The organism is uncultured Agrococcus sp., assembly GCF_945915485.1.
Classification (GTDB): Bacteria; Actinomycetota; Actinomycetes; order Actinomycetales; family Microbacteriaceae; genus Agrococcus.
This window is the reverse complement of record NZ_CAMEFJ010000005.1, coordinates 1-14,216: the sequence shown is the minus strand read 5'-3', so window position 1 is coordinate 14,216 and position 14,216 is coordinate 1. Positions and strand designations below refer to the sequence as shown.

Genomic DNA, 14,216 nt, shown 5'->3' with positions numbered 1-14,216 from the left:
CTGCTGCCGATCCGCTCGCGCAGCGGAGCGTCTAGCCGGCAGCGACCATCGCGACGACGATCGATGTGATGAAGCACAGCAGTGGTGCGACGATCGCGAGGATCAGGCCGAATATCCCGAGTCCGCGACCGCTCTTCTTCACCATTGCGATGATGCCGAATACGATTGCGGCAACGCCGATGAGCGACGGCAGGAAGAACCCGGTCTGCACGATGCCGGCGGTCACGAGCGCATCTTCCGGGATCGCATCGGTCGTGGCGATGGCTCCTGTCGCGGCCGCAGTAACGTAATCGGCCATGATGACGGACCAAACGATCGCCAGCACCATGCCGATCACGAGTGCCGCTATCGCGAGGATCAGGGATGTCATGCCCATGCCCTTGCCGCGTGGCGTCTGCTCTTGGGGCGTGCCGTAGCCGTCTTGACCGCCATAGCCGGCGTGGACGTCGTAAACGGGCTGAGCGTACGCAGGCTGGCTGTTCTGCGGGTAGTTGTCAGTCATGCCCCCAACGCTACTGCCGGAGCGCTCATCGCAACAGTGCAACAGTGCATTTGTCCGGATAGGCTGTTCGAGCCCCGGATCCAACGACCGAGCGCTTGTGAAAGGGTCGGCATGCAGCGTCACTCGATCATCGCGATCGGTTCGCTGCTTGGAGCAACGCTCTTCTGGGCGGGCAACTACGTGCTCGGAGCGATCGCCGTTGCACAGGTGGATCCGCTCAGTCTCGTGTTGCTGCGTTGGCTCATCGCCCTTGTGCCGCTGGCGCTCATCGCACAGATTGTCGAGCGTCCCGACTGGCGCATGGTGTTGAGGACGTGGCCGTGGTTGATTGCGAGCAGCATGCTCGGGCTCCTCGGATACAACATGTTGCTCTACGCCGCGTTGGAGCACACGACACCGTTCAACGCCTCACTGATCAATGCGTTCAACCCGGCGCTCATTGCTGTCGCTGCAGCCCTTCTCCTCCGCGAGCGTCTCGGCCGGCGTGGAATCAGCGGTGTGCTGCTGGCACTGATCGGAGTGCTCATCGTCCTTACCGATGGCGACGCCGCAAGGCTACTCGGGGCCGGTTTCGGCACGGGCGAGCTGTTGATGATCGGTGCGATCGTGGTCTGGAGCGCCTATACGATCGTGGGCAGAATGGCTCCGAAGGTACCGCCGATTACCGCGACGGCCGTTCAAGCCGCGATCACGATCGCGGTGCTGGCACCGATCAGCATTGCTTCGGGAGGTCCGACACTGCCTGACTCACGGGTCGGGCTCTGGTCGCTGTTGTTTATCGCGGTGTTCCCGTCAGTGTTGTCGTACGTGCTCTGGAATCGGGCGCTTGTCACGCTGCCGGCCAGCGCCGCGGGCGTGTTCATGAATCTGATCACGGTCTACATTGCGGTATTCACGATCGTCTCCGGTCAGCAGTACTCCGTAGCGCAGCTGTTCGGCGGAGCCATCGTGATCTCGGGCGTCGTGCTCACGAACGCCGGCGCAGTCAAGTTCTTGCGGCGCACCAAGTAAAGGCTCGGAACGGCGCGTCGGTCGCGCGTGACCGCACGCACTGCTCACGACGGAGCGACGATGCCGTGCCGATAGGCGCGGATCACCAGGTGCACGCGATCGCGCGCCCCGAGCTTCGAGAGTATGCGGTTGATGTGCGTCTTGATCGTCGGCACGGCGAGGAAGAGCCGTTCGGAGATCTCCGTGTTCGACAGCCCGTTCGCCACGCCGACGAACACGTCGTATTCGCGAGGCGACAGCAGCGATCGGGGATGCACTGCACCGCCTTCCGCGGCACCAGTGTGCGCCTCGATCAGTCTTCTCGTCGAGGCGGGATCCAGAACGGCGTCATCCGCGACGACCGTTCGAATCGCATCGGTCAGCTCGTCGGCTTGCACGCTCTTGAGCAGAAACGCACTGGCACCCGCGTCGAGGCTCCCGTATGCGTACGCGTCGAGATTGAAGGTGGTCAGCACGATGACTTTCGTCCTGCGGTTCGCCACGGTGATCCGGCGCGTTGCTTCGATGCCGCCGATACCGGGCATCCGCACGTCCATCAGTACGACGTCGGGCTCGAGGCGAGCGGCCTGCAGGAGGGCGATCTCGCCGCTTGCCGCCTCCCCCACGACTTCGATGTCGTCGCTCGCACTCAGCACGAGAGCGTTCCCGGTCCGGATCAGGTCGTGATCATCGACGAGCAGCACACGAATCACGCGCTCGGCCTCAGTCATCGTTCGCACCGCCACGACACGCCCCCGCAGGGAGCTCGACGACGACTCGCCAACCGCCCCCTTCGTGCGGGGCTGACTCCGCACGTCCTCCGAGGGAGGCAGCTCGCTGGCGAATGCCGACGAGCCCGTACCCGGGCGCGATCGGCTTCTTCACCGCTTCGCCGTCGTCTTCGATCGTGATGACGATAGTGTCTTCGGCCGTGTCGAGCGTCACTCTCGCCCCGGTCGGGTTCGTAGCGTGTCTGAGCGAGTTGGTGAGCGATTCCTGCACGATCCGATAGACGGCCTGTCGGAGAGCGGTATCGGCAGGAATATCCGGCCCCGAGCGATGTACCGCGACGGGCAACCCGGCAGCATCGAAGCGCGCGGCGAGTTCGTCGAGCGCGGGAAGGTTGCCGCCGGATCGGTGGAGCTGCTCGTCGAGTTCCTCATCCGAGTCGCGGAGCAGGCTGAGTGTACGGTGCATTTCGTCGAGGGCGTCGCGGCCGATACCGCCGATTCGTTCGACCGCCGCTACCGCCTGCTCAGGATGCTTCCGCCAGGAACTGGTGGCACCGTTGGCGAGCGAAACGATGACGGTGAGCGAGTGCGCGACCACGTCGTGCATCTCGGCGGCTATACGGCTTCGTTCGGCGAGGGCTGCGTGATCGATTCGCCGGTTCACCGTATCCGCCAGCCTCTCGCGGCGATCCCGGCGACTCTTCACCGCGATGCCGGCGGCGAGCGCAAGCAGCGAGAACGGGTCGGTGAGCGACAAGAGGGGTGGCGTGAGCCCGTTCAGCGAATACGGCACCGTCATGAGCACGGTGACGAGCACCGCCACAGCGTAGCCGGCAACCGCGCGCGGCGCAGTCTGACGCGTTGCGACGGTGAAAAGAGCGAAGGAGAACGGCAGCATCGGGAATATGAAGCCCGGCTGCACGAGTGGGCTGAGCGCGCACGCGACGGCGACGATCATGAGCACCGCGAAGGGTCGGCGCCGACGCAGCAGCAGCGCAATGGCGGTGACGGCGATGAGGGGGTAGCCCCACCAGCCGACTTCGCCGTGCCGGTAGACCATACCCATCAGGTGCGGTGCGCAGGCGACGACCGTGACACCCGCATCCACCACCGTCGGATGACGGCGAAGCCAAGCGAGCGGCCGAGGGGCGGGGCGCCGGAAGTCGTCGGCTTCCACGCGCAGGCCCTCTGTCGTCACGATTCCCTCCTCGCCTAGCGATCCGGTCGCAGTCATGCTAGCGAAGCATCGCGTTCGGCGTCCGCGTGCCGTACGAGATTCCACCCCTGGTTGGTAGTGACCGCGTCACCGGCATCCGTAACGTCGTCATCGAAGGAAGGCGGCACATGGATCAGTCAGGGATCTCGGATCAGGCTTGGATGCTCCGCGCCGACGGCGTGAGCAGGCGATTCGGCACTACGCTCGCGCTCTCGGATGCGCGGCTGACGCTGGATCGGGGCGAGGCCGTCGCGATCATGGGGCCGAGCGGCTCCGGTAAATCGACACTGCTCCACGTTCTCGCGGGTGTGCTCGCGGCCGAAGAGGGGCGTGTCCTGATGCGGCCCGGACCCGACACGGAGGCAGTCGATCTCACGGGTATGCACGATGACGATCGTTCCGCCCTGCGTCTGCGACGGTTCGGCTTCGTCTTCCAGCAGGGTCTGCTGCTGCCCGAGCTGACAGCGATGGAGAACATCGTTCTGCCGCTGCTGTTCCAGGGTGTGCAGCGACGTGAAGCTCACCGAACGGCGGAAGAAGCATTGCGCGATCTGGGACTGCAGGGTCTCGGCAATCGCCGGATCGGGCAGCTCTCCGGGGGTCAGGCGAGCCGTGTCGCGATCGCGAGAGCGATCGTGACCGATCCGTCCATCGTCTTCGCGGATGAACCCACCGGCGCTCTCGATTCGCTCACGGCCCACGACGTGCTGACCGTGCTGCTGGAGTTGGGCAGAGCGAAGAACAGGGCGCTCGTGATCGTCACGCACGACGACCGGGTGGCCTCCCGCTGCGACCGGATCGTGCGCCTCAGCGATGGCCGAATCGAGCGGCCGGTATGACGGCCATGTGGATGCTCGCCGCGGCGACCCGCAGGGATCCGTCGCTCGCGTGGCTGCAACTGACGGCATCTGCGGTGACAACGGTGCTGAGTTTCGGCGTCGCGATGCTCACGGCAGCGTTCCTGCGGGTGCCGTCGGATGAAATCGGCTACCCGGTTCTCGCGATCGTGCTCGTGGGGTTCGTCTTCGTTCCGCTCGCGACGCTCGGCACGGCGACCGCCCGTCTCACGGCCCGCAGCCGCGACGATCGGCTCGCGACGTTGCGCCTGCTGGGCGTGTCCGCGGCACGGGTGAGGAGGACGGCGCTGGCCGAGGCGACGCTCATCGCCGCAATAGGCATCGCGGCCGGCACCGCCGTATCGCTCGCGCTGCCGTTCGCACTTTCTGCGCTGACGATCTACGGGCAGCCCTCGACACCTTCTGCTTTCGCGTTGCCGATCGCCGTCCGGGCGGTGATCCCGATCGCGCTCACGGTGATCGCCATGGGCAGTGCGATGGCCGGTCTGCGCCGGGTAACCATCTCCCCGCTCGGCGTCCGGATCCGACGCGACGCTCCGAGACTGAGCTGGCTGCGCATCGTGCTCGGCGCTGCCGTCATCGTCGGTGCGGCACTGCTCACGCAGGTCGTGTCTCCCGAGTGGGGTCTCGCCGTGGTCTTCGTCGTGCTCGCGCTGGCCGTGCTCGCCGTCATGGGCGTGCTCGGACTCGTCGGACCGTGGATCGTGGCGACGACAGCCCGCATCCGCGCAAGACGCACGTCCGACGGTGCTCGGCTGATCGCCATGCGCAGCATCGCCGACGATCCGAAGGCGAGTTGGCGCCAGGTCTCCGCGATCGCGCTGACGAGTTTCATCATGGTTCCCGCGGTGGCCATGATGGGGTACCTCGATGTGATCCGAGCCAGCGATAGCCGGGAGATCATGACCGACGACCAGCTGCTGATGTTCGCCGATGCCAGGACGATGCTGCTCTCGGCGATCGTCATCGCCTTCCTGGTCGCGGGGTGTCAGGTGGCGATCACTCAGTCGGCGGCCGTGTTGGAGCGTCGAGAACTCTTCGTCGCCCTCGACAGACTCGGAATCCCGCGCGGCGCCCTGATGCGGATGCGCAGAGAAGAGGTCATGATGCCCGCGTTCGTCGCAGTGGCCGGCTCGGCCGCTGCGGCGTCGCTGCTCAGTTTCGTGCTCGTCCTGATGATGCTGATCATGTCTCCCATCTCCTCCGCGACACTTGTTCTGCTCCTGGCTGCGGGCATCCTGATGCTGCTGACCGGCGTGAGCATTACGCGACCGGTGCTGCTGCGCGTGCTGACGGCACCGGAGCGCGGCGAATAGCTGGATCAGCCTGAACGCTCGCGGAACAGTACGCGGGGAACGAACCAGAGGAAGAACAGCATCCCGAGCAGCTCGATGATCGACTGCATGACCACGACGATCGCGCTCACCTCCCACCCAGCGGGCAGCGCGAGGGCGAACGGCAGCACGAGGAACGAGTTCCTGGTGCCTAAGGAGAATGCCAGCGTCCGTCCGTGCTGCACGGGCAGCCGGGCAGCCAACGCGAGCGCTTTGGCCAGTACGAGGCTCACCGCAAGGAAGACGAGTGCGGCCCCCGCTGCCGGCAGCAGCCCGATGACGTCGCCGAGGATGTCGGCGTGTGATGAGGAAACCAGGAAGATCACCACGGCCAGCAACGGCACCGGCAACCATCCGAGTCGATCGATGCCACTGCGTATCGGGAACCGTTTCGCGAGCTGCTCGGTGGCGGCCGCGAGCACGAGCGGAACCAGCACGATGAGCAACCCGGGCCAGACATCGGCCGGTGCGAAGATCGACGAGACATCGATCCCCGTCAGCAGCACGAGATAGAGCGGCAGGAGGAGCAGCTGGAGGAGCAGGGTCACCGGGGTCAGTGCTGTCGCCCTCGCCACATCCCCGCCCCCGAGCTGACTGAAGGTGATGAACCAGTCGGTGCAGGGCACGAGCAGTACCAGGAACAATCCAAGGCGCAGCGGCTGATCATCCGGCATGAACCCAACGATCGCCCAGACCAGCAGCGGTACGAACACGAAGTTACCCAGGAGCGCAGTCATGAGGAAGCGGACATCTTTGAACGCCGCCGGAATCGAAGCGAGCGGCGTCTGCGTAAACGTCGCGTACAGCAGCGCCGCCAGCACCGGCCAGACCAGCGCTTCGCCAAGGTCACCGAACGACGTCACGGCGACGCCGACGACCAACCCGACGGCCACGGCGGCGAGATAGATCCAGACCTGGTGCCGTTCAAGAGCGTCACGACTCGGCACGAGCGTCCCCGAGCATCCGTGTTCTCTCCATAGCTGCCAACGGTAGCGGTTCACCCGCGCTCGTCGGATGCTGTCATCCGATTCGGGAAAACCCGAAGGAGTTGTCTGGCTTCCCCTGTAGCCCCAAACCTGCGTCAGCCGTAGCTTGGAACCATGACAACGACCAAGACCGACGTCGCGCCACGGAAAGCCGTGCGCTCGCCGCTCAGAATCCCAACCACGATTCTTCATCTCGCCGCGATGGGCGCCCTCGGATGGGCCGTCCTGAGCATCCTCATCGGCATCTTTTCCGCCGGTGTCAGCTTGATCCTCGTGCTCGGTATCGGGCTGCTGCTACTGGTCGGCCTGGTCTACGCCATCTTCGGCGTCGCCTGGCTCGAGACCACGCGCGTCGACGGCCTATACCTACTCGGTGCGCCTCCCCTGCGCCTCCGAAAGCAGAGCGAGCCGGGGTTCAAGGCATACGTCATGACCTTCCTGCGGCAGACGATCGACGGACGAATGTGGGCTGCGCTCGCGAACTTCCTCATCGCGAGTACGCTCGGTGTCTTCCTCATCGCCATGGTGCATCTGTTCATCGTCTCGATCGGGGCGATCGTGCTGGGCCTGATGGGCGTACCGGAAACCTGGTCGCTCTCGTCGGTCTGGGGCGTGTTCTTCGGCTCGTCGGCTGCAACCTCCACGACCCTGCTCGTGCTGGGCATTATCGGCGCCATCCTCGCTCCCGTGCTGGTCGTCGTTACGTCGCTGCTGCACCGGTCGATTTCGATAGGCATCATCGGTTCCGTGGCCAGGGTCAGCACGCTCGAGCAGAGCGCACGCACATCGGCAAGGCAGCGAGAAGGTGCGGTTCGTGCCGCGGATGTCGAGCGCACCCGCATCGAACGCGACTTGCACGACGGGGTCCAACCCCGCCTCGTTTCGGTTGGAATGACGCTCGGGCTGGCCAGCCAGCAGGTCGAACAGGACCCGACGGCGGCCAAGCAATTGATCGACGAAGCACACACCTCCACGAAGGCCGCCATAACGGAGCTGCGACAACTCGCTCGCGGCATCCACGCTTCCGTGCTGGACGACCGCGGGTTGGATGCCGCACTTTCGGCGCTCGCAGGACGATCGCACGTCCCCATTCAACTCGATGTGCAAATGCCGCACAGGGTCGGGAGGGATGCAGAAGCCGCCGTCTACTTCGCGGTTTCCGAGGCACTCACGAACGCAGCCAAACACTCGAGAGCGAGCTCGTGCAGAGTGACCGTCCGCCTGCGAGATGACGCAACGCTCTGGGCTCGAGTCGAAGATAACGGCGTCGGCGGCGCAGTCGTCCAACCCGGTGGCGGACTCGACGGCATATCCAATCGTGTGCAGGCTGCAGGCGGCACCGCGCGACTCGACAGCCCGAACGGCGGCCCGACGGCACTGGAGGTGACCGTTCCATGCGCATCCTGATCTGTGAAGACTCCGTACTCCTCCGCGAAGGTATTGCCCGACTGCTCGAGCATTCCGGACACGAAGTCGTTGCCGCACTCTCGGACACGGAAACGCTGGCAGAAGAGGTCGAGAGGACAGCCCCTCAGCTCTGCATCCTCGATGTTCGTCTGCCTCCGACCTTCACCGACGAAGGCATTCGAGCCGCTCTGCTGCTTCGACGGACGCGTCCGGAGCTGCCCATCCTGGTGCTCTCGCAGTACGTCGAGGAGCGGTACGCAAGCGATTTGATCTCTGCATCGGGCGGCGCCTTCGGCTACCTCCTCAAAGATCGCGTCGCCGACGTCACGGAATTCATCGGTTCGGTGGAGCAGATCGCGGCCGGTGCAACCGTGTTGGATCCGGAAGTCGTCTCCCAGCTGCTCACTCGTCGCAATCAGGATCAGCGCATGCAGCGACTCAGCGATCGCGAGCGCACGGTTCTCGCGGCACTTGCCGAGGGGAAGTCTAATCAGACCATCGCGGATATGCTCTTCCTCTCTGCGGCCAGTGTCGAAAAGCATGTCACCGCCATCTTCCAGAAACTCGAGCTCGAGCCGGAAGCCGGGAACCGGCGGGTGCTGGCGGCACTCGTACACATCGAAACCCACGGCACGCAGGGCTCTGCGCACCAGACAGGACAGCAATCATGAACGACAACGACTCCTCCAAGATCTCGACACCGTCTGCGGACACACGACAAGAACGGTCAACGGCTGCGAAGACGGTCGCAATCACGACGGCCGTAATCGGTGCCTTCACGCTCGTGGGCGTGGGCGGTTCGGCCGCTGTGGCGACGGCCGGCAGTGTCTGGAGCGTTGCCGACGGCGGAGACTCGGCACAGTCGCTCGATACGAGCGGGATTACGGAACTCGATGTCAACGCATCCGCAACGCAGCTGACCGTCGAGTTCGGTAACGTCAGCGAGGCGACCCTCGAGGCTCACGGCACGAATTGGCAGTTCGATCGAAACGGCGAAACCCTCGTTGTCGACCAGCGGCGCGGCCCCTTCGGAGGCTGGTGTTTCATCTTCTGCAACGCGGGGTCGGACTCCGCGGTCCTGACACTGCCCGACACGCTGAACGGGTCACTGGATGCGGAAGCCGAAGTCGGAGCAGGGGCCCTTCGTATCGACGGTGCATTTCGCTCCCTCGATGTGCGCGTCGGAGCAGGAGAAGCCATCGCCTTCGGCGAAGCAGAGACGCTGAACGTGACGGTTGAGACAGGGAGGGCCGATGTCTCGCTGCGCGATGTCGAGACCGCCGATATCTCGGTCTCGGTCGGAACTGCCGACGTTGCGCTGACCGGCAGCACGCCCGCGCTGGTGGATGTCGATGTTTCCGTCGGCGATGCGACGGTCACGCTCCCCGACGCGCTCTACAGCCTCAGTCGCGACGCCTCGGTGGGCAGCATCGACTCGACGCTACGAACCGACCCCAGCAGCCCACACGTGGTCGATGCAGAGGTGTCGGTCGGCAGCATCATCCTGCGAGCGGAGTAATCTCGTCGGCTCATGTGCCGCAGTACGTCACGTGCGGCCATGAGCCTTCGGGTGCCGGAGCCGCGTACCGATCGAGGCCGGGCCGCTCCTCGAAGGGATGCTCGAGGACTTCGAGGAGCCGGGAGAAGGGTTCGAAGTCGCCTTCCGTCGCCGCGACGAGGGCTTCGTCCACGATGTGGTTCCGCGGCACATAGACGGGGTTCACACGGTCCATCGCATCCCCGTCCGGGCTCAGACCGAGCCACGTCTGGAACCATTCGCCAATGCCTTCTTCCCCCGTGAACAGTGCATGGAGGGCTGCCGATTCGCCGCGCGCGGCGTGAGCGAGGGCCCGGAAGAACCGGTGGTAGTCGACGCTTTCGGCCTCCAACCGAGCGAGCATCGGCCGTGCGGCCTCCCCCATCTCCGCGTCGGTGGCATCCGCGATACCGAGCTTGCGGCGCATCCCTGCGAGGAGCTCGGCCTCGTAGACGCTCGTGAACACTCGCACGCGGCCCTCGGCGATTTCGACAGCGGCATCCTGGTCGTCGGCGAGCAACGGCAACAGGCTGTCGGCGAAACGAGACAGATTCCAGAGAGCGATGCCGGGCTGATTCGCGAAGGCGTAGCGACCCTGGTGATCGATCGAGCTGAAAACGGCACCCGGATCGTAGTCGTCGATGAAGGCGCAGGGACCGTAATCGATGGTTTCACCGGCGAGTGAGGTGTTGTCGGTGTTCATGACGCCGTGCACGAATCCGACGAGCATCCACGAAGCGAGCAGCTTCGCCTGCTCCGTTGCGACGGCTTCCACGAGCTCCTCGTAGCGTTTCGGATTCCCTTCGAGCTGCGGGTAGTGACGCTGAATCGTGAAATCTGCGAGCTTCTCCAGCAGCGCCTCGTCCCCGGTTGATCGTGCGTACTGAAATGTTCCGACCCTGATGTGACTGCTCGCAACGCGTGCGAGCACTGCACCTGGGAAGAACTCCGCTTCGCGACGAACCGAGGTCCCCGTTTCGACGACAGCGAGCGCGCGCGTCGTCGCTATGCCGAGGGCGTGCATCGCTTCGCCCATGAGGTACTCGCGCAGCATCGGCCCGATCGTCGCAAAGCCATCGGCGCGTGCGAACGGCGTTCTGCCGGAACCCTTCAAGTGGATGTCGCGCGTGCGTCCGTGCACGTCGGTGAGCTCCCCCAGCAGCAGCGCTCGGCCGTCCCCGAGTCTCGGGGCGTAGAACCCGAACTGATGTCCCGCGTACGCCTGCGCTACCGGTTTCGCCTGCTCGGGCAGCTCATTGCCGAGCAGGAACCGGATGCCCGATTCGGTTCGCAGCACGCTGGGGTCCAGCCCGAACTCGGCTGCGAGTTCTTCGTTGAGTACCCGCAGCTTCGGTTCTTCCGGGCGCACCGCCTGCCAAGGGACGGTCAGCTCTTCAAGCGCTGTCGCGTACTCGCTGCGCAGCGCGAAGTCGATCGACATCTCTGCTCCCATCGCTCGGTTGCGTCGAACTGCCACCGCGCTCAAAGCCTACTTGCGCACCGCACCCGTCGCAGAGGCCTTGACAGCACCGTCCCCTTCCGGACCCGTGGGCGGGGGTCTAACGGGTCGTGTGTGCGCCTCCGTTCACGTGCATCGTCTGACCGGTGATGTGTCTCGCTTTCGGTGATGCGAGGAAAGAGACGATCGAGCCGATGTCCTCTGGCTTGCCGACACACTTCGTGTGCGTACGTTCAACGAGCGCCGTGCGACGGCCCGCGCCGAGAGGGCCGCCGAAAAGGTTGGTGCCCTCGACATATCCGGGAGCGACCACATTCGCCGTGATGCCTCTCGCGCCGAGCCGCTCGGATACTCCGGCGTTCCAAGCCTGCAACGCCGCTTTCGACGCCGAGTAGGGGTTTCCCGCATACTCCGCGCCGATCGAACCAATGCTGATGACTGCCCCACCGGGGCTGATGTGGTCCTCGAGCGCCCGCGTGACTAGAGCTGCACCGACCACGTTGACGCGCAGGTTCCGGTGCCAGTACTCGGCAAAGGCAGTAAGGTCAGCGTCAGCTGCGGGAGCAGGGGCCGCGAACCCTCCAGCGTTATTGACGATGACGTCGACCCCTGAAGCGAGGATCGTCGGTAACTCGTCAATCGACGCGATGTCTTCGAGATCGAGTCTCACACCGGTTGCTCCCAGTCCGGAAGCCGAAGACGCGATGTCGTCGCTTCTGCCGGTAATCAGGACATCGTCTCCGGCCCTGATGAACTGCTCGGCAATGGCACGACCGATCCCGCCGCTTCCGCCCGTAATCAACACTGTACGGTTCATAACCCCTCCTATATTGTTTAGCACTAAACGGTACAGTTTTGTTTAGCGCTAAACAAGGAGCTCCATGCAGAATCAACTTCCCCGCGCGACACCGCGCGATATCTCCGACGCTTGGCAGCGCGAGCTTCCGGGTGTCCCGACCAGATCCATCGCTTTGATCACATCCGTCAAAGTCATCGGCCGGAGCCTGCGGCAGGCAAGAGAAGAAGCGCTCTCGAAACACCGCATCGATGCCGCGACCCTCGATCTTCTCAGCTCCCTACGCAGAGCAGGAACGCCATACACGCTGACAACACGCGAGCTGACGGACGTGTGCCTCGTGACCGCCGGCGCGATCTCGCAACGCGTTGCGAAGGCGGAAGGCGCGGGGCTCGTCACTCGTCGCTCGCTCGCCAATCGGCGTGTTGAAGTTGAACTGACCGCAAGGGGTCATCGGCTGGTTGAAGAGAGCGCAGCTCATGTACTGGCAACCGACGAAAGTCTCGTTGCCGGACTGACAGACGCGGAAGTCGATCAGCTGGGCAGCCTACTTGATCGGTGGCAGCAGACGATGCAGTCGGCAAGCGCTGACTAGCGGCGGACATCGGATCCGCTCGCGTCCTCGTTTCGAGGCTGAAGATTGCAGGGCTTGCGGGCGCGCACGAGGTGCCGGCTCGAGTACGCGACGAAGCTTCTTTCGCGCCGGATATGGGCATCCATTGCCAGCAATCGGCCCGTGTGGGTGACCACGTCGAAGTCGGGTACCCACCACACGCATTTGCGGAGAATCCAAACGACGGCGCCGACGTCGAAGAACTCCATGCGCAGTCGTGCCGTCTGCAACTCGTCAATGACCAGGCCGGCAGCATTCGCCGCGCGAGTCTCGACGTCGGGAGCACGACTATTGCGATCGCGGGAGCTCGTCCGACCGTAGAAGAACTCGGTGAGTTCATCGGCTGAGGCGGGGCCGACGTGCTGTGCGAAGTACTCGCCACCCGGTGCCAGGACGCGCGCGATCTCCGACCACCGAGGCGTGACGGGATGCCGCGAGGTGACCAGATCGAACGTTGCATCGGCGAACGGCAGCGGCTGATGGCGGTCAGTGGCATGTATCTGCACTCCGCGCGGGCCGAGCGTTGCACACGCGACCTCGAAATTCGGTGGCCATCCCTCTGTCGCGTGCTGCTCGACGGCCAGCACCGGCGCCTCGTTCAGGACTTCCCCTCCGCCCGTATCGAGGTCGAGGGCGACCCGTGCAGTGCGTAGGCGCTTCGCGAGCAACTTCGCATAGCCCCACGGCGGTCGCTCCTCTGTCGCCCGCCCATCGAGCCAGGAGAAGCCCCAGCCCGTAACGTCTGCGGCAGCGGCAGCCTCGATCAACGTGTGAGTTTCGTAGTCCGGCCGCTGTTCTTTCGTCATGACCCCGTCAGTCTGGCAGAGCGTGGTGCTGCTGGCCATCACGGTTGGTCTGACCTTGCGAACCTAGAATGGTCAGGTGACCGAAGAACACAGCGCCGCCGAGGATCGAACGGCGGCCGAACAGCACTCCTCGCACGGGCCGCGCTGGGGCACACTCCTGCGCAACACGCTGCTCGGCCTCGTTGTGCTCGGCATGGTGTGGCTGGTGTTCAACGTCAAACTGCCGTCGATCGACGAGCTGCAGGAACGTCTCGTTGGATGGGGAGGCGCCGCCTGGATCGTGTTCGTCGCGCTCTATGCAGTCGTTGCGATCACGCCCATTCCGGTCACGATCATGGCCGTAACAGCCGGCATCCTGTTCGGCATTGTCGAAGGCAGCATCCTGTCGGTCATCGGCGCACTGATCGGATGCTGGATCGCCTATTGGCTCGCGCGCGGGCTCGGAACGGCGACGGTGAAGCGACTGCTCGGTCGCCACGCAACCACGGTCGAGAAGCACTTGGAGGACTCCGGACTCAGCGCAGTCTTCGTACTGCGGTTGATGCCGGGGCTCCCCTACTGGCCCGTGAACTACGGCAGCGGCGCCTTCGGCGTATCCCAGCGCGACTACTTGATCGCCAGTGGAGTTGCGACGATCCCCGGGCAGGTTTCCCTCGTGGCGATCGGCGCGTTCATCGCGGAACCTTCGATTGCGCACGCAGCCGTCGTGGTCGCTGCCTGGCTGACAGTGGCCGTAATGACGATCCTGGCGCTCAGACGCTGGCGGAGGTCGGCGAAATCCAAGCGCGATTGAGCGGTTCGGGTTCGTAGCGCGCTCGCCAAGGCATGCCCGAAAGGCTGAGTTTCTGTCGCCCGCGCACGAAAGACTGACCGTTTGTCAGCCCTTCACGTCTTTCGCGTTTTTCGTGCAGGCACATATGTACGACCAACCGGCCCACGCAGCAAGGGGATTGCCACACAGGGCACGCCGTGCAATTCTGCT

The 14,216-nt window shown here is 64.6% G+C and carries 15 protein-coding genes; 8 read left to right on the top strand and 7 right to left on the bottom strand.

The annotated features are described in order from the left end of the window. Positions 1-31: 31 nt before the first annotated feature. Positions 32-502, bottom strand: a complete 471-nt coding sequence (locus Q0O95_RS01860) for a hypothetical protein (RefSeq protein ID WP_293694760.1) — start codon at positions 500-502, stop codon at positions 32-34. 111 nt (positions 503-613) lie between these two features. Between Q0O95_RS01860 and Q0O95_RS01855 the strand changes: the two genes are divergently transcribed. Beyond that, positions 614-1,513: a DMT family transporter gene (locus Q0O95_RS01855; protein WP_293694759.1), complete on the top strand. Its 900-nt coding sequence runs from the start codon at positions 614-616 to the stop codon at positions 1,511-1,513. 44 nt (positions 1,514-1,557) lie between these two features. Here Q0O95_RS01855 and Q0O95_RS01850 read toward each other — a convergent pair whose 3' ends face one another. Together Q0O95_RS01850 and Q0O95_RS01845 are read right to left on the bottom strand one after the other, a co-directional pair. Beyond that, positions 1,558-2,223: a response regulator transcription factor gene (locus tag Q0O95_RS01850; protein WP_293694757.1), complete on the bottom strand. Its 666-nt coding sequence runs from the start codon at positions 2,221-2,223 to the stop codon at positions 1,558-1,560. Beyond that, a complete protein-coding gene (locus Q0O95_RS01845; protein ID WP_293694755.1) occupies positions 2,216-3,421 on the bottom strand; it encodes a sensor histidine kinase in 1,206 nt (401 codons plus the stop codon). The genes Q0O95_RS01850 and Q0O95_RS01845 overlap by 8 nt, the downstream gene beginning before the upstream one ends. Positions 3,422-3,567: 146 nt before the next feature. On the opposite strand from Q0O95_RS01845, the gene Q0O95_RS01840 reads away from it, so the two are divergent. Both Q0O95_RS01840 and Q0O95_RS01835 read left to right on the top strand, forming a co-directional pair. Next, the gene (locus Q0O95_RS01840) at positions 3,568-4,278 is read left to right on the top strand and encodes an ABC transporter ATP-binding protein (RefSeq protein ID WP_293694753.1); all 711 of its coding nucleotides are present in this window, start codon (positions 3,568-3,570) and stop codon (positions 4,276-4,278) included. Beyond that, positions 4,275-5,612, top strand: a complete 1,338-nt coding sequence (locus Q0O95_RS01835; RefSeq protein ID WP_293694751.1) for a permease — start codon at positions 4,275-4,277, stop codon at positions 5,610-5,612. The genes Q0O95_RS01840 and Q0O95_RS01835 overlap by 4 nt, the downstream gene beginning before the upstream one ends. A gap of 5 nt (positions 5,613-5,617) precedes the next feature. On the opposite strand, the gene Q0O95_RS01830 is transcribed toward Q0O95_RS01835, so the two are convergent. Continuing rightward, positions 5,618-6,577 carry an arsenic resistance protein gene (locus tag Q0O95_RS01830; RefSeq protein ID WP_293694749.1) on the bottom strand — a complete coding sequence of 320 codons (960 nt, stop codon included), beginning with the start codon at positions 6,575-6,577 and terminating at the stop codon, positions 5,618-5,620. A gap of 153 nt (positions 6,578-6,730) precedes the next feature. Between Q0O95_RS01830 and Q0O95_RS01825 the strand changes: the two genes are divergently transcribed. Genes Q0O95_RS01825 through Q0O95_RS01815 form a run of 3 tightly spaced genes read left to right on the top strand, consistent with a single transcriptional unit; the run spans position 6,731 to position 9,542 of the window. Beyond that, positions 6,731-8,023, top strand: a complete 1,293-nt coding sequence (locus tag Q0O95_RS01825; RefSeq protein ID WP_293694748.1) for a sensor histidine kinase — start codon at positions 6,731-6,733, stop codon at positions 8,021-8,023. Then, positions 8,011-8,694, top strand: a complete 684-nt coding sequence (locus tag Q0O95_RS01820) for a response regulator transcription factor (RefSeq protein ID WP_293694747.1) — start codon at positions 8,011-8,013, stop codon at positions 8,692-8,694. Before Q0O95_RS01825 ends, Q0O95_RS01820 begins: the two co-directional genes overlap by 13 nt. After that, positions 8,691-9,542: a DUF4097 family beta strand repeat-containing protein gene (locus tag Q0O95_RS01815; RefSeq protein WP_293694745.1), complete on the top strand. Its 852-nt coding sequence runs from the start codon at positions 8,691-8,693 to the stop codon at positions 9,540-9,542. Before Q0O95_RS01820 ends, Q0O95_RS01815 begins: the two co-directional genes overlap by 4 nt. A gap of 10 nt (positions 9,543-9,552) precedes the next feature. On the opposite strand, the gene Q0O95_RS01810 is transcribed toward Q0O95_RS01815, so the two are convergent. Together Q0O95_RS01810 and Q0O95_RS01805 are read right to left on the bottom strand one after the other, a co-directional pair. Then, the gene (locus Q0O95_RS01810; protein ID WP_293694833.1) at positions 9,553-11,013 is read right to left on the bottom strand and encodes a YdiU family protein; all 1,461 of its coding nucleotides are present in this window, start codon (positions 11,011-11,013) and stop codon (positions 9,553-9,555) included. A 106-nt stretch (positions 11,014-11,119) separates the two neighbouring features. Further along, complete coding sequence (locus Q0O95_RS01805; RefSeq protein WP_293694744.1) at positions 11,120-11,836, bottom strand: SDR family oxidoreductase; 717 nt, start codon at positions 11,834-11,836, stop codon at positions 11,120-11,122. A gap of 64 nt (positions 11,837-11,900) precedes the next feature. Between Q0O95_RS01805 and Q0O95_RS01800 the strand changes: the two genes are divergently transcribed. Then, the gene (locus Q0O95_RS01800; RefSeq protein ID WP_293694742.1) at positions 11,901-12,410 is read left to right on the top strand and encodes a MarR family transcriptional regulator; all 510 of its coding nucleotides are present in this window, start codon (positions 11,901-11,903) and stop codon (positions 12,408-12,410) included. On the opposite strand, the gene Q0O95_RS01795 is transcribed toward Q0O95_RS01800, so the two are convergent. Further along, a complete protein-coding gene (locus Q0O95_RS01795; RefSeq protein WP_293694740.1) occupies positions 12,407-13,234 on the bottom strand; it encodes a methyltransferase domain-containing protein in 828 nt (275 codons plus the stop codon). The two genes, Q0O95_RS01800 and Q0O95_RS01795, sit on opposite strands and share 4 nt — an antisense overlap. 76 nt (positions 13,235-13,310) lie before the next feature. Here Q0O95_RS01795 and Q0O95_RS01790 point away from each other — a divergent pair, with 76 nt between their 5' ends. Beyond that, complete coding sequence (locus Q0O95_RS01790) at positions 13,311-14,027, top strand: TVP38/TMEM64 family protein (protein ID WP_293694738.1); 717 nt, start codon at positions 13,311-13,313, stop codon at positions 14,025-14,027. Positions 14,028-14,216 lie beyond the last annotated feature (189 nt).